Here is a 20,076-nt window from a genome sequence, read left to right on the forward strand (position 1 = left end):
AGCGGGATTGCCGCGGGCGAGCAGCGCGGTCAGCGCGTCCACGTCCGCGGCAGCCGGGTCGGGCAGCGGCGCGGACAGCACACGGCAGAGATTGGCCTGATACACCTCGCCGGCCGCGATGTGCTCGCGGATGCGGCGGACGCCCGCCGTGTACGCGGTCCGGTCGAGCGACGAGGTCCAGCCTCCGACGGGGCCGCGCCAGGCGCCGGGGGCGGGAGCGGGCACCGGCTCGCGGCGGACCGTGCCGAAGCGGGCGCAGACCAGGCGCCCCTCGAACTCGGCGGCCACGGCCCAGAAGCCGGAGGAGTCCAGAGCCGCGGGATCACTGGTGACGTCGAGCAGATCGGTGGCGACGAGCCCGCCGAAACGGGCCAGCGGGGCGGAGCGGTACACGGTCGTGATCCTGTTGCCGGAGGTTGTTCGGGGCGCGGCGTGCGAGGCGGGGCGTTCGGTAGAGGTCGTTCGGTGCAGGCGAGTGCGGGGGACGGTCACCGCCGTCCCCCGCACTCGCCAGGGAGGGGTTCACCAGCCTCGGGTCGCCCACTCCTCCAGGTGCGGGAGTTCCGCGGCGATGGTGGTCGTGTCGCCGTGCCCGGTGTGCACCACCGTCTCGCCGGGGAGCGGGAGCAGCCGGTGGCGGAGCGACGCGATGATCGTGCCGAAGTCGCTGTACGAGCGGCCGGTGGCGCCGGGACCGCCCGCGAACAGGGTGTCGCCGCTGAACAGCGCGCCCAGTTCGGGGGCGTGCAGGCAGACGGCGCCGGGGGCGTGTCCCGGCGTGTGCAGCACGCGCAGCTCCACCCCGGCCACCTTCAGCACGTCCCCGTCCCGCAGCTCGACGTCCGGCTGCCGGCCGGGGTGCACGGCCTTCCACAGCACCAGGTCGTCGGGGTGCAGCAGGACGGGCGCGCCGCTCGCGGCGGCGACCTGCGGGGCGGCGTTGACATGGTCGTTGTGCGCGTGGGTGCAGACGACGGCCGAGAGGCGTCGGTCGCCGACCGCCGCCAGGATCGTGCCGGCGTCGTGCGCCGCGTCGACGACCACGACCTCGTCGTCGTCGCCGACGAGCCACACGTTGTTGTCGACCTCCCAGCTGCCGCCGTCGAGCTCGAACGTGCCGCTGGTGATGAGCCGTTCGATGCGTACCTCGCCCGCCATCAGAGGACCACCACCGAGCGCAGGACCTCGCCGCGGTGCATCTTCTCGAAGGCTTCCTCGACCTGGTCGAGGGCGATGGTCTCGGAGACGAACGCGTCCAGGTCGAAACGGCCGCCGAGGTAGAGGTCGATGAGGGCGGGGAAGTCGCGCGAGGGCAGGCAGTCCCCGTACCAGCTGGACTTCAGCGCGCCGCCGCGGCCGAACACGTCGAGCATGGGCAGTTCGACCGTCATCTCCGGCGTGGGGACGCCGACCAGGACCACGGTTCCCGCCAAGTCCCGCGCGTAGAAGGCCTGTCGGTAGGTCTCGGGGCGGCCCACCGCGTCGACGACGACGTTCGCGCCGAAGCCGCCCGTCAGTTCGCGCACCGCCTCCACGACGTCCTGCTGCGCGCCGTCGACCGTGTGCGTGGCGCCCATGGTGCGGGCCCGCTCCAGCTTCCGCGGGTCCAGGTCGACCGCGATCACCTTGGAGGCACCGGCCAGTCGGGCCCCGGCGACGGCGGCCATGCCGACGCCGCCGCAGCCGATCACGGCCACGGAGTCGCCCCGGCGTACCCCGCCGGTGTTCACGGCGGCGCCGAAGCCCGCCATGACGCCGCAGCCGAGCAGCCCCGCGGCCGCCGCCGGGGCGGCCGGATCGACCTTGGTGCACTGCCCGGCGGCGACCAGGGTTTTCTCCGCGAACGCGCCGATGCCGAGGGCGGGCGACAGCGGGGTGCCGTCGAGCAGCGTCATCGGCTGGCCGGCGTTGTGGGTGTCGAAGCAGTACTGGGCCTCGCCCCGGCTGCAGGCGCGGCACTGGCCGCACACCGCACGCCAGTTGAAGATGACGAAGTCGCCGGGCGCGACGTTGGTGACGCCGTCCCCGACGGACTCGACGCGGCCCGCGGCCTCGTGCCCCAGGAGGAACGGGAACTCGTCGTTGATCCCGCCCTCCCGGTAGTGCAGATCGGTGTGGCAGACACCGCACGCCTCCACCTTCACCAGGGCCTCCCCCGGGCCCGGGTCGGGGACGACGATCGTCTCCACGGAGACGGGGGCGCCCTTCTTCTGGGCTACGACGGCACGAACCTCATGGGCCATGGGTGACTCCTCGAACGGGAAAGGCAGCGCGCGTGTTTCTTAATGTGGCACGCGTATCTCAATACGCAACAAGCATCGGGGAGGGTTCGTCCCCGGGTCAAGAGATCGGGAGGCTTCGGGAGGCGCTCCCAGGGGGTACCCGTAGGGCCCCCAGGGGGGGTTCCCTACGGCTCCCGTACGCCCGCCATGGCGTCCGCCGGGGCGTCTGCCGGGCCATCCGTCGGGGCATCGCCGACGGGATCCACCTTCTCCCCAACTTGCGCCTCCTGCCCAGCAGTTGAAGCAGGCTCCGCGCGCAGCGCCTTCACCAGGGACACGCACATGCCGATCATCACGAACAGGAAGGGGAAGGCCGCGATGATGGCCACCTGTTTGACGGCTTCGAGCCCGCCGGCCATCAGCAGCACCGCCGCGACGAGTCCGGTCAGCGCGCCCCACAGGATCACGACGACACGGCTCGGATGCACGCTGCCGCGACAGGAGAGCGTCCCGAGCACGAGGGACGCCGCGTCCGCGCCGCTGACGAAGAACAGCCCGACGAGCACCATCACGACCACCGAAGTGACCGGGAACCAGGGCAGGTTGGCGAGCGTGGCGAACAGCCCGGCCTCCTCACCCTTGGCGACGGCCTCGGACAGCTTCGCGCCGTGCATCTCCTGGTTCAGCGCCGTGCCGCCGAGGATCGCGAACCACACGACGCTCACCAGGCTCGGCGCGAGGATGACGCCCACGATGAACTGCCGGATCGTACGGCCGCGCGAGATGCGCGCGATGAACATGCCGACGAACGGCGTCCAGGAGATCCACCAGGCCCAGTAGAAGACCGTCCACCCGGACAGCCACTCGCCGCCGCCGAACGCGCCCGTACGGAAACTCATCTGCGGCAGCGAGGCGAGATAGCCGCCGAGGGCCTCGGTCTGGCTGTTCAGGATGAACACCGTGGGCCCGGCGACGAACACGAAGAGGAGCAGCACCCCGGCGAGGACCATGTTGCCGTTGCTCAGCCACTGGATGCCGCGGTGCACCCCGGACAGCGCGGAAAGCACGAAGAGCACAGTCAGGACGGCGATGATCGAGACCGCGAGCCCCGTCGAACTCCCCACTCCCCAGACGGAGTTGAGGCCGCTGTTGATCTGCAGCGCACCGAGGCCGAGCGAGACGGCGGAGCCGAAGAGGGTCGCGAAGATCGCCAGGATGTCGATCGACTTGCCGAGGGGCCCGTCCACCCGGTCCCCGAGCAGCGGCCGGAAGGCGCAGCTGATCAGGTTGCTGCCGCCCTTGCGGAACCCGAAGTAGGCGAGCACGAGCCCGGCCACGGCGTACAGCGCCCAGGGGTGGATCGCCCAGTGGAAGTACGAGTACTCGAGAGCCACCCGCGCGGCGCTCCCCGTGCCGGCCTCGGCGGTGCCCGGCGGCGGGCTGGCCATATGCATGACCGGTTCGCTCGCCCCGTAGAACATGAGCCCGATCCCCATGCCCGCGCTGAACATCATCGCGACCCAGGAGGCCGTACGGAACTCCGGCCGCTCGTCGTCCTTGCCGAGCCGGATATCGCCGTACCGGCTCATCGCGAGGGCGATCGCGAGGAGTACGAAGGCGGCGCTGGACAGCACGAAGAGCCAGCCGAACCGGTCGATGAGCAGCCCCAGCGTGGCATCGGCCACCGCGGCGAGGCTGCCGGTGAAGAAGACACCCCACCCCACGAAGAGGGCCGCCAGGGTCACGGACACATAGAGAACCGCTGGATCGATCTGCCGTCGTGCTTCGGATCTTGCTTTTTTAGCCATGACGCTGCTCATCCGACGCCTTTCGAAGGGGGATGCCGGGCGGGGCTCGATCGCCGCCGGTCCCATGAATTGCGTAACACGCAACTAGGACCTCAATGCGCAACACGGTCCCCTCCGGTCCACGACACGTCAAGCCCCCGTGCACGCCTCGTTCGCGACCGGGGTCGCGACCGCGGCGCCCGACCGCTCGGCGCGCAGCAGCGTCGCGGCGCCGGTCAGGACGATGAGGGCGAGGACCGTCCACAGCTGCCACGGCCCGACGTCGAGCAGCAGCCCGAGCAGCAGGGGCGCGACGGTGCGGCAGAGCGACCAGGAGAGCTGGTAGACGGAGAGGTACCGGCCCCGCAGGTGGTCGGGGGCGGCCTGGACGGAGAGGCTCTGCGCCGGCCCGGAGTGCACCAGTTCACCGGCGGTGTAGAGCACCGCGACGGCCAGTACGGCGAAGACGGCGTGCGGCCCGCTGACGAACCGGGGCAGCAGTGCGAACGCGGCGAAGGACAGCGCGAACACGCCCGCACCGAGCGCCGCGGTACGGGGACGGCGGCCGCGCAGCGTGAGCCGGGCCACCGGGACGCCGAGCAGGGCGACCAGGGCGGTGTTCACCGCGAACACGACCCCCGCCAGCGCCTCGGGCAGGCCGACGTCACGGGTGAGGAAGACCGGGAGCGCCATGGCCTGCGCCGTGTAACCGAAGGCGATCAGGAAGTTGGCGGCGGTGATGAGCAGATACGGCCGGTCCGCGAGCACCCGCCGATACCCCTCGGGCCGCCCCTCACACCCACGCTCCGCCCCCTTGCCCTCATCCCCAACAGGTGTGGCTGGTAGGGGAGTTGAGGCAGGAATCGGGATACGGGAGACCAGCACCGCGGCGATCACGAACAGCGCGGCGAGGGAGAAGGCGGCGGCCGTGAACCCGGTGCTGCCGTCGAGCGCGAGAAGCCCGGCCGCCGCGAGGCTGCCCGCCCCCATCCCGGCGTTGCGGAGGCTGCGGTCCCAGGCCAACAGCCGGTCCCGCTCCGCACCTTGAGCGATCTCCCCGATCAGCGCCTGCTGGCTGGGCGAGGCGGCCCACGCCCCCACGGCGACCAGCAGGGCGACCGCCAGGAAGGCCGCGTACGAGCCGGTGAACGGGTACGCGGCGAAGCCGACCGCCCGCAACGCGAGCGCCCCGATCGCCGCACGCTTCGCGCCGAACCGGTCGATGACGACGCCCACGACCGGCATGACCGCGAGCGCGCACAGCCCGGCGAGGGTCAGCCCCGCACCGATCGCCGTCAACGAAAGGCCGGTGAGCGCATGCACGAACAGCATGGTCAGCGGGACGTAGACGCCGTCCCCGAGGGAGCCGACCAGGCTCGCGGCGATGAGGCGGCGCCGGACGGGACGCCGGGAGGCAGCGGCCGTCGCGGCCGCGCCCGAGCCGGAGGAGCCGGAAGAGGCGGAAGAGGCAGAGGAACCGGAGGCGCCAGCGGAAGGCGAGGCCCCTGCGGCGTCAGCCGAGGTCGAGCGCACCGCGTCCCCGCTTCAACTCGGCGAACTCCCCCGCCCCGGCCAGGGCCCGTACGGCGTCGAAAAGCCGCAGCGCCCGCTCGCCTCGCGGGACCGAGGTCAGGACGGGCCCGAAGAACGCCGCGCCGTCCACGACGACGACGGGCGTGCCCACCTCCTCCCCCACGGCGTCCTGCGACGCCTGGTGCCCGGCGCGCAGGGCCGCGTCGAACTCGCCGCCGGCGGCGTCCTCGGCGAGGGTCGCGGGCAGCCTCAACTCGGCCAGGGATGCGGCTATGACGGTGTCGAGGCCCTTCTCGCCCTGTACGTGGATACGGCTGCCGAGCGCTTCGTACAGCGGGCGCAGGATCGCGTGGCCGTGGCGGGCCTGGGCGGCCGCGCACAGTCGGGCCGGGGCCCAGGCGCGGTCGTTGAACTCGCGGTACCAGGGTTCGAGTTCCTGGTTCTCGTTGAGCACCGAGAGGCTCATGGGCCGGAAGCTCAGGTCGATCGGCCGCAGCCGCTCGACCTCGATCAGCCAGCGGGAGGTGATCCAGGCGAAGGGGCAGACGGCGTCGAAGTAGCAGACGACGGGGACAGGGGGCCGGGACAGATGGTTATCTTCCACGGAAGGGAACCTATCTTCTGCGGAAGATACAATCAATGGCCATGCAGACCAGAGCCGAAGCAGCAGCCGAAGCAGCAGGCGAAGAAGCTGTCGAAGAAGCTGTCGAAGTAGCGGGCGAAGCAGCCCCCGGCAGCGACTCCACCGCCGTGATCGTCGACCAGTGGCGGCGTGAGCGGCCCGACCTGGACGCGACGCCGATGCTCGTCGTCGGACGGCTCTTCGCGCTCACGGACGCACTCGACCAGCGCCTCCGCCCGCCCTTCGCCGCCGCGGGTCTGGGCAACGGCGACTTCGACGTCCTCGCGGCGCTCCGGCGGTCCGGGAAGCCCTTCGCTCTGTCCGCGGGCGAGCTCAGCCGCACCGTCCTCGTCACGACCGGCGCCATCACCAAGCGCGTCGACCGGCTCGCCTCCCGCGGCCTGGTGAACCGGTCCGTCACCGCGAACGACTCCCGCGGCCGCCTCATCACCCTCACCGCCGAGGGCGTCGCCGTGACCGACGAGCTGATCGCCGCCCACCTGGCCAACCAGCGCCGCCTCCTCGCCGGACTCACCGAGGAGGACCAGGCCCAACTCGCCGACCTCCTCGGCAGGTTCGCCGCGCAGCTCGCAGCGGCAGAGGCAGAAGAGGCGGAAGAAGCAGACGAGGCGGAGCAGGGCTGAGCCGGGAGCTGAGCCGGGAGCTGAGCCGGGAGCTGAGCGGGCTACCACTCCCCGTACATGCCCTCCCGCCGCAGTCGTCGGCGCCGTACGACGAAGGCGGACCAGCCTGCGAGGGCGACGACGGTGACGCCCGCGGCCGCGCCCCCGGTGGCGGCCCAGGTCTCCGCCTCGCCCTCGGAGGCGCGGGCGGCCGCGGCGGCGGCGACCGCCGCCGGGGTGGTGGAGGCGCTCGCGCCCGCCGCGACCTTGGGGGCGGTCGGCTTCAGGGAGCCGACGGGACGGACGCGCCCGTCGGCGGCGAAGCCCCAGTCGAGCAGCGCCCGCGCCTCCTCGTACACCGCGAGTCCGCCGCCCTTCTGGGGGTTCATGACGGTCGCGACCAGGGTGCGCTCGCCGCGCTGCGCGGCGGCGATCAGGGTGTGCCCGGCGCCGCTCGTGTAGCCGTTCTTGACGCCGATGATCCCGGGGTACGGGTCGACCCCGTCGGCCCCGGTGAGCAGCCGGTTGGTGTTCTGGATGCCGTACTTCCAGTCGCCGTCGGGGAACTCCGCGAGGGCGGTCGAGCAGTAGCGCCGGAACTCCGGGTGCGCGAGGCCCGCCCGGCCGAAGACGGCCAGGTCGTACGCGGAGGAGACCTGGCCGGGGGCGTCGTAGCCGTCGGGTGAGACGACATGGGTGTCGCGGGCGCCCAGAGCGCGGGCCTTGGCCTGCATGCGCCGCGCGGTGGCCTTCCAGCCGCCGTTCATCTCGGCGAGGACGTGCACGGCGTCGTTGCCCGAGCTGAGGAAGACGCCGCGCCACAGGTCGGCGGCGCTGTACGTGCGTCCTGCGTCGACGCCGACGAGGCTGCTGCCCTCGCCGATGCCCTCAAGCTCGGAGTCGGTGACGGTGTGCCGCACGGTGCCGGGCACCTGGGGCAGGACGGTCAGGGCGAACAGCGACTTGAGGGTGCTGGCGGGCGGCAGCGGCTCGTGGGCGTTCTTCGCCGCGAGCACGTCACCGCTGTCGGCGTCGGCCACCACCCAGGAGAGCGCCGACACGTCGGCGGGCAGGGCGGGGGCGGAGGGCTGGGCCCTGACCTGCGTTCCGCTGCGGTACAGCCAGGAGGGCGGGGCGGCCGCCGGTCGCGGAGGGGTGGGTTCCTGAGGGCGGCCGGCGGCGGAAGCGGGGGCCGCTGCGAGGAGTTGCGCGCCGAGCACCGAGGCCAGGGCGCCGGCGAGGGCGGCACGCCTGAAGGTTGGGATGGTCATCCGTAAAACGTAGGAATCACCCTGGTCGCTCCCCGGAACCCCGGGCCGTAGGTCGGACTCCGGCACTCGGATGCCGTGCCGACCGGGCGACCGCCTCGCGGGGGCGCGGTTCATGCGGTACGGGCACCCGCGGTCGGCGTACGCGAAGGCCGCCCTCCCTCCGGCCGGGGAGGGCGGCCTTCGCACATCAGCAAAGCTCAGCGGCTCAACAGGCCTCAGCGGCCGACCAGTTCGAGGCCGTCCGCGACCACCACGCCGTCGTGCAGGACCGTGCGGTCCGTGCCGCGGTCCATCACGGCGCTCGTCGGGGTCTCGCCGTCGACCAGGAGCAGGTCCGCGCGGTCGCCGACGGCGAGGCCCGGACGGTCGGCGACGCCCGCGAGGCGGGGCACGTCGTGGCTCATGATCGAGGCGCCGCCCATCGTGGCGACCGCGAGGGACATCTCGATGTGCTCGTCCCGGCGGAAGTTGTTGGTGAACGCCAGCTGCCAGGTGCGGTCGAGCATGTCGCAGTTGCCGTACGGGCTCCAGTAGTCGCGCTGGCCGTCCTGGCCGAGGCCGACGCGTACGCCCGAATCGGTCAGGTCCACGAGGGAGAGCTGGCCGCGCGCCGATGGGGCGACCGTGGCCATGGCGATGTCCAACTCGGCGAAGGCGTCGATGAGGCGGCGGCTCTCCGACTCGGAGACCGAGCCGAGCTCGTAGGCGTGGGACATGGTGACCTTGCCCTGCATGCCGAGGGCGCGGGTGCGCTCCAGGATCAGGTCGGTGGAGAAGATGCCCAGGTGGCCGGGCTCGTGCAGGTGGATGTCGACCTCGACCTGGTACTTCTCGGCGAGCCCGAACACCACGTCCAGGTGGCCCTTCGGGTCCTTGTCGAGGGTGCAGGGGTCGATGCCGCCCATCACGTCGGCGCCCGCCTTGAGGGAGGCCTCCAGGTAGTCGGCGGTGCCCTCCTCGCGGAGGATGCCGGCCTGCGGGAACGTCATGATCTGGACCTCGGCCTGGCCCGCGAACTTCTCCTTCGCGGCGACGACGGCCTCGAACTTCTCCAGCTTGCAGTCGACGTCGACCTGCGCGTACGTACGCACCCGGGTGGTGCCGCGGGTGATCATCCGCTCCAGGGTGCCGGCGACCCGCTCCTGCAGCGGGATCTCGGCGTCGCGCCAGTTCTCGCGGTCGTTCATCATCATCGTCCACACGCCGGGGCCGCCGGTGTGCGGGCGGAACGGCAGGCCGATCCGGGTCGAGTCCAGGTGGACGTGCACATCGCTGAAGGACGGAAGCAGCAGCCGGCCGCGGCCCTCCACCACCTCGCCGGCCGGTCGCGCGGCCGGGTCGTGCGGGCGGATCGCGGTGATGCGCGCGCCGGTCAGCTCGACGTCGCTGCGCTCTCCGCCCCAGGGGCGGACGTCGCGGATCAACATGGTTCGGTCACCTTTCGCTTGCGGTCTCGCGCCGGTCCTGCGCGAGTCGTTCGTGGATCGGGGTCAGTCGGTGGCGGCGACGGCCGTACGGAGTCTCTCCCCCACGAGCTCCGTGTGGTGGCAGGCCACCGCCCGGTGCGGCACCTTCGTACGGCACAACTCCTGGTGTTCCGCGCCCAGTTGGGCGTACGCGGGGCAGCGGGTGCGGAACACGCAGCCGCTCGGCGGGTCGGCGGGGCTCGGCAGGTCGCCGGTGAGGCGGATGCGGCCGCTGCGGTCGGCGTCCGGGGCGGCCTGCGGGACCGCCGAGAGGAGGGCGCGGGTGTAGGGGTGCTGCGGGGCGCCGAAGACCTCGTGGGTGGGGCCGTGCTCCATGATGCGGCCCAGGTACATGACGGCGATGCGGTCGGCGAAGTGCTTCACCACGGACAGGTCGTGGGCGATGAACAGGTAGGCGACGCCGGTGTCCCGCTGGATGTCCTGGAGCAGGTTGATGACCTGCGCCTGCACGGACACGTCGAGGGCGGAGACGGGCTCGTCGCAGATGATCAGGTGCGGGTCGAGGGCGAGGGCGCGGGCGATGCCGACGCGCTGCTTCTGGCCGCCGGAGAATTCGTGCGGGAACCGGTTGTAGTGGTCGGGGCGCAGGCCGACCCGGTCCATCAGGTCGCGCACCTTGGCCTTGACGCCGCCGGGCGGTTCGATGCCCTGGGCGAGCAGCGGCGCGGCGATGGCGCTGCCCACGGACTGGCGCGGGTTGAGCGACGACGAGGGGTTCTGGAACACCATCTGCACGCGCCGCCGGTACTCCTGGAGCCCGGAGCGGCGCAGCTCGGCGATCTCCTGGCCGTCCAGCCTGATCGACCCGGACGTGGGGTCGAGTAGCCGCATCAGGAGCCGGCCGGTGGTCGACTTGCCGCAGCCGGACTCCCCGACGAGGCCGAGGGTCTGGCCCGCGTCGACGGAGAAGGAGACGCCGTCGACGGCCTTGATGAGGCCGCGTTGGGAGCGGAGCAGGGACGAGCCCAGGGGGTGTCGCGCCGATGTTTGCGGATCAGACCGCGGCGTCTGGTGCGTGCTCTCGGCGTGCCGGGCAGAGTCCCTCGTAGCGGAGCTACTCGGGTCTTTGCCCGGTGCGGCGAGAGTGCGTGCCAGGCGTCGTGGGCCCGCAAAGATCGGCGCGACGCTCCCTGGGGCGCCGCCGCGTACCGGGAAGTGCTTGGTGAGGTCGGTGACCTGGAGCAGCGGCGTCATCGGGCCACCTCCCTGACGGGTTCCGTGAGCGTGAGATGGCAGCGGGACGGATGGCTCGCCGAGCCCGCGCCGCCGGTGAGGGTGGGCCGGGTCGTCGTACAGGCCTGGTCCGGCACCAGGTGGGTCTGCGGGCAGCGGTCGGCGAAGAGGCAGCCGTCGGGCAGGGCGAGCAGGGACGGCGGGAAGCCGGGGATCGGGGCGAGCCGCTCGGACTTGCCCGCGAGCGACGGCATCGACGCCAACAGGCCCTGGGTGTACGGGTGTCGGGGGTCGCGGAAGATGTCGGCGACGGTGGCCTGCTCCACGCACTCCCCTCCGTACATGACGACGACCTGGTGGCAGACCTCGGCGACCACGCCCAGGTCGTGGGTCACCATGATCACGGAGGCGCCGGTCTCGGACTGGAGCTCGCCGAGCAGGTCGAGGATCTGGGCCTGCACGGTGACGTCGAGGGCGGTGGTGGGCTCGTCGGCGATGAGGAGTTCGGGTTCGCAGACGAGGGCCATGGCGATCATGGCGCGCTGGCGCATGCCGCCGGAGAACTCGTGCGGGTAGGAGGAGTAGCGGCGGGCCGGGTCGGGGATGCCGACGCGGCCGAGCATGTCGACGGCGACGGCGGCGGCGGCCTTCTTGGAGACCTTGTTGTGGACCCGGTAGGCCTCGGCGATCTGCGCGCCCACCGGGTAGAAGGGGTGCATGGCGGAGAGCGGGTCCTGGAAGATCATGGCGATCTTCTTGCCGCGGTAGGCGCGCATCTGCGCCTCGGTGAGCGGGACGAGATCCTCGCCGTCGAGGCGGATCTCGCCGGTGACGGTGGCCGAGGTGTCCTTGAAGAGGCCCATCAGGGCCTGGCTGGTGACGGTCTTGCCGGAGCCGGACTCGCCGACGATGCCGACGGTCTCGCCGCGGGCGAGGGTCAGGTCCATGCCGTTGACCGCGTGCACGACGCCGTCGTCGGTCGGGAAGGACACGCGCAGATCGCGAATGTCCAGCATGGGGGCGGGAGTTGACGTGCTCCCCTGGGGTGTCGTGGCCATCAGCTGACCCTCACTCGCGGGTCGATCACCGCGTAGGCGGCGTCGACCACGACGTTGGCGACGATGATGAAGAACGCGGCCATCATCGTGATGGCCATGGTGACGGGCAGGTCACCGGCCTGCGCGGCGCGCACCGCGGTGAAGCCGATGCCCGGTACGGAGAAGATCTGCTCGGTGAGGACGGCTCCGCCGAGGAGCAGTCCGATGTCGAGGCCGAGCATGGTGACGACAGGGGTGATGCCGGCCCGCGCCCCGTGCTTGAAGACGATGCCGGGGCGGGACAGGCCCTTGGAGCGGGCGGTGCGCATGAAGTCCTCGCCGAAGGTCTCCAGCATGTTGCCGCGGGTGACGCGGATGTACTGGGCGGAGAAGAGCACCGCCAACGCCACCCACGGCAACAGGTAGTTGAGGAACCAGCCGCCGGGGCCGGCCTCGCCGAACGGCGAGGAGATCTCGTTGGTGGTGAACGGCAGCACGTCGAAGGTGCTGACGAACACCAGGAGGAGCAGCAGACCGGTCACCGGGATGGGCAGCGAGACGCCGACGGAGGCCGCGCCCACGATCAGCTTGTCGGTGAACTTGTCCTTGCGGAGCGCCGCGAGCAGTCCGAGGCCGACGCCGACCACGGTCCACAGCACGATCGCGCCGCTGGCCACCGACAGGGTGTACGGCAGGGCCCGCTCGATGATGGCGGTGACGTCCTCGTTGGTCTGGAAGGACTTGCCGAGGCACGGCCACTCGCACACCGTCTGTGCGCCGGGCGCCCCGACGAGACGGCTGTCGAGGAGCCCGGACATGTAGCTGACGTACTGGGACAGGAACGGCTTGTCCATGCCGAGCGCCACCCGGGCCTCGGCGACGCGGGCCGGGGTGCACTCCTGCCCGCAGGCCGCCGACGCCGGGTCGGCGGGCCCCAGTTGGAACAGGCTGAACGTCACGAAGCTGATGACGAGCAGCAGGGCGATCATCGCGGCGAACCGCCGCATCAGGAAACCGGTCATGGGCGCGTACTCCTCAATGACCCTCGGTCAGCGCTCGACGCCGACGATCGACAGGTCGATGGAGCCGAAGAAGTAACCCACCTGCGCGTTACGGACGTTGGAGCCGACGACGCTGTTGGTGAAGGAGCGGACCAGCGGCACGAGTGGGTAGGACTGCATGGCCTGGTCCATGAGGGTGGCCCACTTCTTGCCGAGCTCTTCGCTGGTGCCGTTCTCACCGCGCAGCTTGTACATGGCGCCGGAGATCTTCTTGTCGTAGTAGCGCTGGCTGTTGGAGAAGCCGTACGTCTTACCGTCCAGGCTCGGGCCCAGGTTCGGGTCGACGGTGGTGCGCACCGAGCCGCTGTCGGCGCCGCCGCACCAGCCGCTGCGGGCGATGTCGGGCAGCTTGTCGCTGGCGAGGACGGTGTAGTAGTTGGCGGCGGGGATGGGCCGCAGTTCGAGGTCGATGCCGATCTTCTTCAGGTTCTGCTGCAGCGTGGTGCCGATGTTCTTGTAGCGGGGGGTGGCGTCCGCGTACCCGTAGACCAGCTTCTTCGGGACCTTCTTGCCTTCGAGGAGCTTCTTCGCCTCGGCCAGCTTCGGCTTGCCCGACGGGTCGAGGTCGGTGTGCTGCTCGACGTAGCCGCGCTGCGAGGAGTTGATGAAGGACTGGGTGAGCTTGCCGAAGCGGTTGCCGCCGTACTGGATCTGCATGGCCTTGCGGTCCATGGCGAGGGCGATCGCCTTGCGGACGTCCGGGTCGGTGATCGACTCGGTGTTGAAGCCGAGGACGTCCGTGCAGCCGAGCAGTCCGGCCGCGGTGCGCTTGGCGATCTTCGGCTCGTTGAGCTTGGCGGCGTCCGAGGCCTGCAGTCCGCCGGCGCTGTCGAGGGTGATCGCGTTCGGGTCGGAGTCGGCGAGCAGCTGCTGGCTGATGGTGGCCTGTGCGGTGGAGAGGCTGAACGTGAAGGTGTCGGGCAGCGCGGTGCGGTTGGGGTCGGTCTTCGGGTCCCACTGGTCGTTGCGGACGAGCTTCATGGAGCGGCCGCGCTGGTACGACTTGATCTTGTACGGGCCGGTGGAGACCGGGTGGTTGGTGTAGTCGAGCTTGGTGTCCTTGTCCTTCGGCACGGGGGCCGTGTTGGAGCGGGAGACCAGCGCGGGGAACTCGGCGAAGGGCTGCTTCAGGTGGAAGACGATGGTGCGGTCGTCGGGGGTGTCGATGCCCTTGAAGTCGCCGTCGGAGTACGGGCCCTTGTAACCGTCGTCCGTGAGCGCGGAGTTGAGCTCCTGCGGGGCCTGCGTGTAGACGTCGCGGGCGTAGGTGCGCTCGACGCTGTACTTGATGTCCTTGGACGTGATGGGCTTGCCGTTCTCGAACTTCAGGCCCTTCTTCAGGGTGTACGTCCAGGTCAGGCCGTCCTTGGAGACCTTGCCGAGGTCGGTGGCGAGGTCCGGGACGATCTTCGGGGGCTGGCCCGCGGTCTCCTTGGCCATGGTGAGGGTGCGGTAGTAGAGCTGGCCGACGTTGGCGGTCTGGACGTAGTTGCTGTTGCCCGGGTCGAGGGTCTGGAAGTCCGTGGACATCAGGACGTTGACGTTGCCGCCCTTGCCGGTGAAGCCCTTGCCGATCGTGACGGGCTTGAACGCGTCGGCCTTCGCCCCGGAGCCGGAGCCGGGGGCGGGCTTGGGGCCGCCGCAGGCGGTGAGGGCGAGCCCGGCGCTCACGGCCATGGCTATTGCGGCTTTGGTGCTTCTGTTCACTGCGTCTCCAAGCGGATGGGAGGTGGAAGGAGTGCGCGTGGGGGTGTGGGGTGGAGCGGGGGTGTGGTCGTACGAGGGGGCGTGGGGTGCTGCGGGTGGGGTCGTACGAGGGGGGCTGTGGTGGCCCGCGGGGTCAACGTGCCTGTCAGCGCGACGACTTGGGGTCGAGGGCGTCCCGTACGGCGTCGCCGAGGAGGTTGAAGGCGAGCACGGTGATCACCAGTGCGCCGGCCGGTACGGCCAGGAACCAGGGGTCGGAGAGATACCAGTTGCCGGCCTGCGCGGCGTTGAGCATCTGGCCCCAGGACGGGGTGGGGTCCTTCACGCCGACACCCAGGAAGGACAGGGCGGCCTCGGCGGTGATGTTGGTGGGGATCATCATCGTCGCGTAGACGAGGACGACGCCCATGACGTTGGGGATGATCTGCCGCAGGATGATCGACCGGCGGGAGGCGCCGTAGGCGCGGGCGGCCTCGACGAACTCCTGCTCCCGCAGCGAGAGCACCTGGCCGCGCACGACGCGCGCCAGATACGCCCAGCCGAAGAAGCCCAGGATGATCACCAGTGAGGCGATCGGCAGCAGGCTCCCGTTGTCGAGGGCGGTGCCGCCGAGCCGGGACTGCATGATCGGGGTCAGGGACAGCACCAGAAGCAGGTGCGGGAAGGCCAGGAAGAGGTCCATGATCCGGCTGATCACCATGTCGACCTTGCCGCCGAAGTAGCCGGCGGCCGCGCCGAGGACGGTGCCGAGCACCACGGACACGAGGGTCGACAGGAGCGCGATGGTCAGCGAGATCCGGGCGCCGTAGGCCATGCGCGCGAAGATGTCGCGGCCGAGGCCGGGTTCGATGCCGAGCCAGTGCTCGGTGGACGGGAAGCGGTAGTACTCCAGGGGCAGTCCGGGTGTGTAGAACTCGTCGAGGTAGTCGCCGCCGGTGCGGGAGGTGAACGGGTCCTGGCCCTCGATGGCGGTGAGGACCGGGGCCAGTACGGCGAACAGGACGATCAGGCAGACCACGACGAGGGCGGCGACGGCGATCCGGCTGCGGCGGATGCGCAGCCAGGCCGTGCCGAGGAGCGAGCGCCCGGTGTCGATCTCGGCCGCCTTCACGGGGGCGGCCTTCTCGGCTCGGGCCTTCTCGGTCCCGGTGGACGGGGCCCCCGCGGGCGGCGGGGACAGGGTGGCCACCTGCGCGTCAGCGGGCTCCGAAGGGCTGACGCGAGGTGTCTGGCTCGGCGACTCATGCGGATCCGTCACGTCGGTCCTTCGGCGCTCGAGGGGCTGGGATGGCCGGGACGGTATACCAACAGGGCGAGCTGTCACCAGAGTCCTGACCGAATAGAAATATTCAGCAGGCCGGTTTCTGACTGCATTCCACCACAGGCGGATCACCCGGCCCGGACCTGCCGAGAATTCCATCCACCCAGGTCAAACCCCCTGATCAGACCCTCCTACACACCCCCGGAAACCCCTCCGAACGCCCGACCACACCCCCGAGAACACCCCGAAAAACCTCGCCCCGAAGCCCCCACGAAAAGCACCGCCCGAACCGTCCAAGAGATCTCCGCGCACCGCCTTCCGCTTTGGTATGCCATTCCTTACGATGACGTCCCGCTCTGACTCCCCTGGAGGTCGAATGCGCATCCGCTGGCGTGCCCGCCACGTACTCGCTCATCAGGACGGCGGCCATGTGCTGCTGCGGGACGGGGAGTTGGTGTGGGAGGACGACGTCATCGTGTACGTCGGACCGCGCTACGAAGGCCCCGTCGACGAGCTCGACGAGGACCGCGACCTGGGCGAGGCCCTGATCATGCCGGGCCTGATCGACCTGGACGCGCTCACCGACATCGACCACCTCGTCCTCGACTCCTGGCACGGCCCGGAGCACGGCCGCGGACTCCAGTGGTCCCTCGACTACTTCCAGAACCGCCGCCGCGACGTCTTCACCCCCGAGGAGCGGGCCGCGGTACGCGAATACGCCCTGGTACAGCTGGCGTTGCACGGCATCACCACCTACATGCCGATCGCCTCCGAGGTGCACAGCTCCTGGGCCGAGCCCTACGACGAGCTCGTCGCCATGGCCGAGACCTCGCGCCGCATCGGCCTGCGCGGCTACCTCGGGCCCGCCTACCGCTCCGGCGTCAACGTGGCCCTGCCGGACGGCGGCCGGGACGTGGCCTTCGACGAGGAGCAGGGACGGGCGGGCCTCCGCGACGCGGTGCGGTTCCTCGACCACCTCGACAAGCTCGACGACCCGCTGCTCACCGGCGTCCTGCTCCCCTGCCGGATCGAGACCCTCACCGAGGAACTCCTCCGCGAGACCGCTGCCACGGCCCTCGACCGGGAGGTGCTCGTACGGCTGCACGCGCTGCAGGGCACCACGGAGCGGGACATCGTGCAGCGCCGGCACGGCGTGACGCCCCTTCAACTCCTTGACGACACCGGCCTGTTGGACCCAGACCTGCAACTCCTGATCCCGCACACCGACGTCATCGACCGGCACCCGGACGTGCACGGCGAGGACCGCGGCGACGTGGCTCGGCTCGCGCGGGCCGGGGTGTCCGTCGTGCACTGCCCGCTGACGTCGCTGCGGTACGGCTCGGTCCTGCACTCCTTCGACGCCTACCGGGAGGCCGGGCTCAACCTGTGCCTCGGCACCGACTCGTTCCCGCCCGACCTGGTGCGCGGCATGGACGTCGGCGTGCACCTCGGGAAGCTGGTCGACGGCCGGATGGACGCCGCGCCCGCCGAGGCGTACGTCGAGGCCGCCACCCTCGGCGGGGCGCGTGCCCTCGGCCGCGGCGACCTCGGACGCCTGGAGGCCGGGGCGCAGGCCGACGCCGTCGCCTTCGCGATCGGCGACATCCGCGACGGCGTCCAGGACGACCCCGTCCGCACGTTCCTGCTCAGCGGCACCGCACGCCAGGCCACGAACTCCGTGGTCGCCGGCCGGCCCGTCCTCGTCGACGGCTCCATCCCCGGCGTCGACCTGGCCGCCCTGCAGGAACGGGCCCAGGCCCTCTTCGCCCGGATGCGCACGGCGTACGCGGGGCGCGACGGGGAACGCCGGGACGCGGACGCCCTGTTCCCGCCGACGTTCCCACCCTTCCGGGCGCAGGCGTGACCACTCGGCGCACCACCGCAGCCCGCCGTGCGACTCCTCCTGAGCCCGGTGCTGTCACGCATGTGGACCGCATCGAGGCGCTGGTGCGCGCCGGGATCCACGCGGGCACGTACCCGCAGGGGTCACGGCTGCGGGAGCGCGAACTCTCCGACGCGCTCGGGGTGTCCCGCATCCCGGTGCGCGAGGCCCTCGTGCGGCTCGCCGCGGAGGGGCTCGTGGAGCTGTCGCCGCGGCGGGGGGCGACGGTGCGCCGGCTCACCCTCAGGGACGTCGACGAACTCTTCGACCTGCGCCTCAGCCTGGAGGTGTTCGCGGCCCGGCGGGCGGCCGAGCTGAGCTGGCAGGGGCATGCGCTGCCGGGGCTGCGGCGGGTCATGGACGAGGCGGAGTCCGCGACACGGCGGGACTGCCCCGCCGACATCGCCGCCGCCAACACCGCGTTCCACGCCGAGCTGATCACGATGACCGGGAACCGGCTCCTGCGGGCCTCCCTGCAACCCTCGCTCGGCCTGATGCACTGGCTGTTCCGGCTCACGTCGACGGCGGGGAGTCCGCGGCTGCACTGCGAGGAGCACAAGAACATCTGCGCTGCGGTGTACGCGGGCCGCCCGCAGCTCGCCGAGGCCCTGGCCTACGCCCACATCGACTCCCGCCGAGAGGCCACGCTGCAACGCCTCAGCGCGGTACTGCCTGCGGAGTAGCCCGCTTCCTCCCCCACCCCGCCCCTTCCCGAAAGACCTGCGGCCGGCTCCTGGGGGCCAGCCCCCGGAACCCCCGCTCCTCAAACGCCGGAGGGGCTGGATTTGGGGGGGGTGCCCCGTCAGGGCCGCGGGGAACGGCGCGACCAGCCACGACGGCGCGGCAGCCGAACAACAACCGGGGCACGGGGCGGAGCCCCGACAGGGGCGCGGGGAACGGCGCGACCAGCCACGACGGCGCGGCAGCCGAACGACGGCCCGGGGGTGCGGGGGCGGAGCCTCCGGGGGCCGTCCGGCGAGGACTTCGGGAAGGGGCGGGTCAGGGGAAAGCTCACCAGCCCGTCAGCAACAGGTGGTTGACCGTAAGCGCCAGCACCCCCTGCACGGCGAGCCAAGGCCGGGCCCGGGGCAGGAATGCCCCGGCCGCAAGCAGCCATGTCGCGAACGGCAGCCAGATGCGTTCCGTCTCCGCCTTGCTCATGCCCGAGAGATCGGCGATCAGAAGGGCGAGCAACGCCCCGGCGAGGAGAAGCCCGAGCGCCCCCCGCCCCCGCCGCAACCCCGCCACCGTCGCGAACCCCACCACAAGCACCGTGCATGCCAGGTTGGCCCACACCCAGTACACGTAGGGCCGCACCCCCGCCGCCCCCTGGTAGTAGCGCTCGACCAACAGCCGGTATCCCTCCCACCAGTTGAACCCGTACGCCGTGAACAGCGCGGGCACGACCGCGAGTCCGAGGACGGCGTACGGGAGCACCCGCAGCCGTGCCCCGAGCCGGCCGAGGAGCAGCACCGCCGCGCCGATCACGGCGATCAGGGTCAGGCCGTAGGAGAGGTAGCAGGTCAGGCCGAACAGCAGACCGGCGGCGCAGGCTGCCGTGCGCCGGCCTCGGTCCGTGGTGACCGACAGGGCGAGGAGTGCGAGCGACCACGCGGCGACCGCCGCGAAGTAGCCGTCGGCGGACGTGCCGGCCCAGACCGCCGCCGGGGCCAGGGCGAGGAACGGGGCCGCGCGGCGCGCCAGTTGCTCCCCGGCGAGCGCACGCACCGTGACAAGGACCGCCACACAGCTCGTCGCGCCGACCACCAGACACCACACTCCCGCCCAGCCGCCCCCGCCGAGCCCGATGCGGTCGAGGAGGACGAAGGTGAGGGGCGCGGCGGGCGGATGCCCCGCGGTGTGCGCGGGCCAGGGGGCGGGCGAGTCGGCCAGGATGTGGCCCGTGAACCCCCGCAGTGCCTCCGGGATGTTCTGGAAACGGTCGATGACCTGCAGATACTCGTACTTCGTGGTGAGCCTGCGGGCGATGCCCCAGTGCCAGCCGTCGATCAGCGCGAGGGACCAGACCCACGCCGACGCGGCCGCGTACGTCGCGCCGAGCAGCCCGCGCCACGGGAGCCGCGCGGCCAGCGGCGGCCCGTACGCGACGATCAGCACCGCGACGGCGACGGCGGCCGGGGTGCCGGGGCCCACGTGCGGCAGCCAGTTGGCGTAGAGGGGCGGCCGGCTGACCCGCAGCGTGCCGTCGCGCCGCTCGACGGCGTGGCCGATCACGACGGCGGCCGCCACGAGCAGCGCGGCGGCGGCCACGGCGTACAGGTCACGACGGGCACCGAGCCGGTCCTGGCCACGGTCGCGTTCGCGGTTCTCGGGGCGGGGTTCGCTGCGCACGGAGGGAACGCTAGGCGGGGCGGCGGCCGGTCGGGCGGTCACCGGCCGCGACGTCCGC

At 71.5% G+C, this 20,076-nt stretch carries 16 protein-coding genes and 1 pseudogene; 3 read left to right on the top strand and 14 right to left on the bottom strand.

The features are described 5' to 3' along the window. The 6 genes and pseudogenes from QIS96_RS00005 to QIS96_RS00030 all read right to left on the bottom strand — a co-directional run. Positions 1-393 (bottom strand): annotated as a pseudogene (locus QIS96_RS00005) (chorismate-binding protein); the annotation flags it as partial. A gap of 129 nt (positions 394-522) precedes the next feature. Then, on the bottom strand, positions 523-1,158 hold the full coding sequence (locus tag QIS96_RS00010) for an MBL fold metallo-hydrolase (protein ID WP_282540196.1): 636 nt from the start codon (positions 1,156-1,158) through the stop codon (positions 523-525). Next, positions 1,158-2,243, bottom strand: a complete 1,086-nt coding sequence (locus QIS96_RS00015) for an S-(hydroxymethyl)mycothiol dehydrogenase (protein ID WP_282540197.1) — start codon at positions 2,241-2,243, stop codon at positions 1,158-1,160. The genes QIS96_RS00010 and QIS96_RS00015 overlap by 1 nt, the downstream gene beginning before the upstream one ends. Before the next feature lie 164 nt (positions 2,244-2,407). After that, on the bottom strand, positions 2,408-3,973 hold the full coding sequence (locus tag QIS96_RS00020; protein ID WP_282540198.1) for a BCCT family transporter: 1,566 nt from the start codon (positions 3,971-3,973) through the stop codon (positions 2,408-2,410). A gap of 186 nt (positions 3,974-4,159) precedes the next feature. Then, positions 4,160-5,542 carry an MFS transporter gene (locus QIS96_RS00025; protein ID WP_282540199.1) on the bottom strand — a complete coding sequence of 461 codons (1,383 nt, stop codon included), beginning with the start codon at positions 5,540-5,542 and terminating at the stop codon, positions 4,160-4,162. Further along, the gene (locus QIS96_RS00030; protein WP_282540200.1) at positions 5,523-6,146 is read right to left on the bottom strand and encodes a mycothiol-dependent nitroreductase Rv2466c family protein; all 624 of its coding nucleotides are present in this window, start codon (positions 6,144-6,146) and stop codon (positions 5,523-5,525) included. The genes QIS96_RS00025 and QIS96_RS00030 overlap by 20 nt, the downstream gene beginning before the upstream one ends. A gap of 41 nt (positions 6,147-6,187) precedes the next feature. On the opposite strand from QIS96_RS00030, the gene QIS96_RS00035 reads away from it, so the two are divergent. Further along, a complete protein-coding gene (locus tag QIS96_RS00035) occupies positions 6,188-6,808 on the top strand; it encodes a MarR family winged helix-turn-helix transcriptional regulator (RefSeq protein WP_282540201.1) in 621 nt (206 codons plus the stop codon). Positions 6,809-6,849: 41 nt separating this feature from the next. On the opposite strand, the gene QIS96_RS00040 is transcribed toward QIS96_RS00035, so the two are convergent. From QIS96_RS00040 to QIS96_RS00070, 7 genes are all read right to left on the bottom strand, one after another. Continuing rightward, a complete protein-coding gene (locus tag QIS96_RS00040; protein ID WP_282540202.1) occupies positions 6,850-8,058 on the bottom strand; it encodes a D-alanyl-D-alanine carboxypeptidase family protein in 1,209 nt (402 codons plus the stop codon). A gap of 215 nt (positions 8,059-8,273) precedes the next feature. Next, positions 8,274-9,485 carry an amidohydrolase gene (locus QIS96_RS00045; RefSeq protein ID WP_282540203.1) on the bottom strand — a complete coding sequence of 404 codons (1,212 nt, stop codon included), beginning with the start codon at positions 9,483-9,485 and terminating at the stop codon, positions 8,274-8,276. A 63-nt stretch (positions 9,486-9,548) separates the two neighbouring features. Continuing rightward, positions 9,549-10,739 (bottom strand): ABC transporter ATP-binding protein, encoded by a 1,191-nt coding sequence (locus QIS96_RS00050; protein ID WP_282540204.1) that lies wholly within the window; start codon positions 10,737-10,739, stop codon positions 9,549-9,551. Continuing rightward, entirely contained in the window at positions 10,736-11,776 is a 1,041-nt protein-coding gene (locus QIS96_RS00055; protein WP_282540205.1) for an ABC transporter ATP-binding protein, read from the bottom strand. The genes QIS96_RS00050 and QIS96_RS00055 overlap by 4 nt, the downstream gene beginning before the upstream one ends. Then, a complete protein-coding gene (locus QIS96_RS00060; protein ID WP_282540206.1) occupies positions 11,776-12,777 on the bottom strand; it encodes an ABC transporter permease in 1,002 nt (333 codons plus the stop codon). The genes QIS96_RS00055 and QIS96_RS00060 overlap by 1 nt, the downstream gene beginning before the upstream one ends. Positions 12,778-12,804: 27 nt before the next feature. After that, complete coding sequence (locus QIS96_RS00065) at positions 12,805-14,493, bottom strand: ABC transporter substrate-binding protein (protein ID WP_282540207.1); 1,689 nt, start codon at positions 14,491-14,493, stop codon at positions 12,805-12,807. Positions 14,494-14,668: 175 nt separating this feature from the next. Then, positions 14,669-15,703, bottom strand: a complete 1,035-nt coding sequence (locus QIS96_RS00070) for an ABC transporter permease (protein ID WP_408907097.1) — start codon at positions 15,701-15,703, stop codon at positions 14,669-14,671. Positions 15,704-16,160: 457 nt separating this feature from the next. On the opposite strand from QIS96_RS00070, the gene QIS96_RS00075 reads away from it, so the two are divergent. Further along, on the top strand, positions 16,161-17,648 hold the full coding sequence (locus QIS96_RS00075; RefSeq protein ID WP_282540209.1) for a chlorohydrolase family protein: 1,488 nt from the start codon (positions 16,161-16,163) through the stop codon (positions 17,646-17,648). Beyond that, entirely contained in the window at positions 17,645-18,349 is a 705-nt protein-coding gene (locus QIS96_RS00080) for a GntR family transcriptional regulator (protein ID WP_408907082.1), read from the top strand. The genes QIS96_RS00075 and QIS96_RS00080 overlap by 4 nt, the downstream gene beginning before the upstream one ends. Before the next feature lie 328 nt (positions 18,350-18,677). Here the strand turns inward: QIS96_RS00080 and QIS96_RS00085 are convergent, their stop codons facing one another. Further along, positions 18,678-20,018 (bottom strand): hypothetical protein, encoded by a 1,341-nt coding sequence (locus tag QIS96_RS00085; protein ID WP_408907083.1) that lies wholly within the window; start codon positions 20,016-20,018, stop codon positions 18,678-18,680. Between the last annotated feature and the right edge of the window lie 58 nt (positions 20,019-20,076).

The sequence above is a fragment of the Streptomyces cavernicola genome, from assembly GCF_029968035.1.
GTDB lineage: Bacteria > Actinomycetota > Actinomycetes > Streptomycetales > Streptomycetaceae > Streptomyces > Streptomyces cavernicola.

Bases quoted from the DNA above. Each gene is read 5' to 3' on its own strand.
- QIS96_RS00010 (WP_282540196.1), bottom strand. From the start codon at position 1,158: ATGGCGGGCGAGGTACGCATCGAACGGCTCATCACCAGCGGCACGTTC.
- QIS96_RS00015 (WP_282540197.1), bottom strand. From the start codon at position 2,243: ATGGCCCATGAGGTTCGTGCCGTCGTAGCCCAGAAGAAGGGCGCCCCC.
- QIS96_RS00035 (WP_282540201.1), top strand. From the start codon at position 6,188: ATGCAGACCAGAGCCGAAGCAGCAGCCGAAGCAGCAGGCGAAGAAGCT.
- QIS96_RS00040 (WP_282540202.1), bottom strand. From the start codon at position 8,058: ATGACCATCCCAACCTTCAGGCGTGCCGCCCTCGCCGGCGCCCTGGCC.
- QIS96_RS00045 (WP_282540203.1), bottom strand. From the start codon at position 9,485: ATGTTGATCCGCGACGTCCGCCCCTGGGGCGGAGAGCGCAGCGACGTC.
- QIS96_RS00050 (WP_282540204.1), bottom strand. From the start codon at position 10,739: ATGACGCCGCTGCTCCAGGTCACCGACCTCACCAAGCACTTCCCGGTA.
- QIS96_RS00055 (WP_282540205.1), bottom strand. From the start codon at position 11,776: ATGGCCACGACACCCCAGGGGAGCACGTCAACTCCCGCCCCCATGCTG.
- QIS96_RS00060 (WP_282540206.1), bottom strand. From the start codon at position 12,777: ATGACCGGTTTCCTGATGCGGCGGTTCGCCGCGATGATCGCCCTGCTG.
- QIS96_RS00065 (WP_282540207.1), bottom strand. From the start codon at position 14,493: ATGGCCGTGAGCGCCGGGCTCGCCCTCACCGCCTGCGGCGGCCCCAAG.
- QIS96_RS00075 (WP_282540209.1), top strand. From the start codon at position 16,161: ATGCGCATCCGCTGGCGTGCCCGCCACGTACTCGCTCATCAGGACGGC.